2 protein-coding genes are annotated in these 1,357 nt (G+C 64.7%); one reads left to right on the forward strand and one right to left on the reverse strand.

Annotation, left to right across the window (positions count from 1 at the left end):
• The first annotated feature begins 200 nt into the window (after nucleotides 1–200).
• Nucleotides 201–1,010, forward strand: a complete 810-nt coding sequence (locus DM816_RS41875) for a transglutaminase-like domain-containing protein (protein WP_246002758.1) — start codon at nucleotides 201–203, stop codon at nucleotides 1,008–1,010.
• Between the two features lie 199 nt (nucleotides 1,011–1,209).
• Here the strand turns inward: DM816_RS41875 and DM816_RS46100 are convergent.
• Nucleotides 1,210–1,357: ANTAR domain-containing protein (locus DM816_RS46100; protein WP_162908438.1), on the reverse strand; the 148-nt coding region annotated here is incomplete at its 5' end.

The following is a 1,357-nucleotide window of genomic DNA, read 5'->3' on the forward strand; positions in this document are numbered from 1 at the left end:
ATTTGGCTGATCATCGGCCTGGTAGCGGCGGGCCAGCGCGGATACTTCAGCGGCTCGGAGAAAAACTGTGCCGACGCCGGAAACACCATTCTCACCGTCATCGCCGGGCCGTTGAACTACATCGGCATCAACCCGAAGGTCCAGTGCACCATGCCGCAACCGTCGCAATAGGCCCATCAATGCTCACGGACGGAAGGCATGTGCGTCAGCTGCGGGTGGGATGCGAATTCGTGTACCTCGCGCAGGTCGACACGCCCGCAGTCTTTCAAGTCGAACCCCGCGATGAGGCCCCGGTCAAGCTGGTGGACCAGCAATGGTCGGTGCAACCGCAGGCACGCCTTCGCCGCTATCGCGACCTGTACGGCAACCCGTGCGTGCGGCTGATCCTGCCCGCTGGGCGTAGCGTGCTGCGATATGACGCGGTGACACTGGTACCCGACGCCACCGAGGACGCCAACCAGCAGGCGCCACAGCTCGCTCCGGACGACCTTCCCGACGACGTTCTCATCTACACGCTGCCCAGCCGGTTCTGCCTACCCGACCTGCTCGGCGGCGAAGCCTGGTCCCGGTTCGGGCACATACCTGCCGGGTACGGCCGCGTGCAGGCGATCTGCGACTACGTCCACGCGCATTTGACGTTCAGCTACGGCAGCAGCAACCCGTGGACCACCGCCAGCGACGTCAACATCTCCCGGCTCGGCGTCTGCCGCGACTTCACCCACCTGGCGATCTCGTTTTGTCGGGCCCTGAACATCCCCGCCCGGTACGTCTTCGGCTACCTGCCCGACCTCGATGTGCCCGCAGACGGCATGCCGATGGATTTCGCCGCCTGGATGCAAGTGTGGCTGGGCGACCGGTGGTGGACCTTCGACCCGCGCAACAATCGCCGCCGCAAGGGCCGCATCGTCATCGGGCGGGGACGTGACGCTTCCGACGTGGCCATGGTTACCACCTTCGGCGCACCAGTACTGGAATCGATGTCCGTTTACGCCATGGAGGAGCCGCCATAGCCACGGCGCACCCTTGCGATGTCGGCACCATGCGCAGGCGGTCATGGCGTGATCGCACCCACCTCCCGGCAGAGCTCCCGGGGTTCAGCCATCGGCTGTTGTCGCGGCACGAAGGGCAGACGATCCAGTCTTGATCTACTGTCTGGAAAGGACACAGATGTCCGGCGGCCCTTGCGCCGACCTACCTGCAGGGCATGCCCTACGCTGCTGTTTCTGGTGTGGTGGTGGGTGGGAGTTGCTCTGTTCCGTCGACGACTGCGTGGGCGAGTTCTGATAGCCGCCGGTTGTGGTTTCGGGCGTGTGCGCGCAGTATCTCGAACGCCCGGTCCATGTCGACCTGTAACCGT

Source organism: Allorhizocola rhizosphaerae, assembly GCF_003426775.1.
Classification (GTDB): domain Bacteria; phylum Actinomycetota; class Actinomycetes; order Mycobacteriales; family Micromonosporaceae; genus Allorhizocola; species Allorhizocola rhizosphaerae.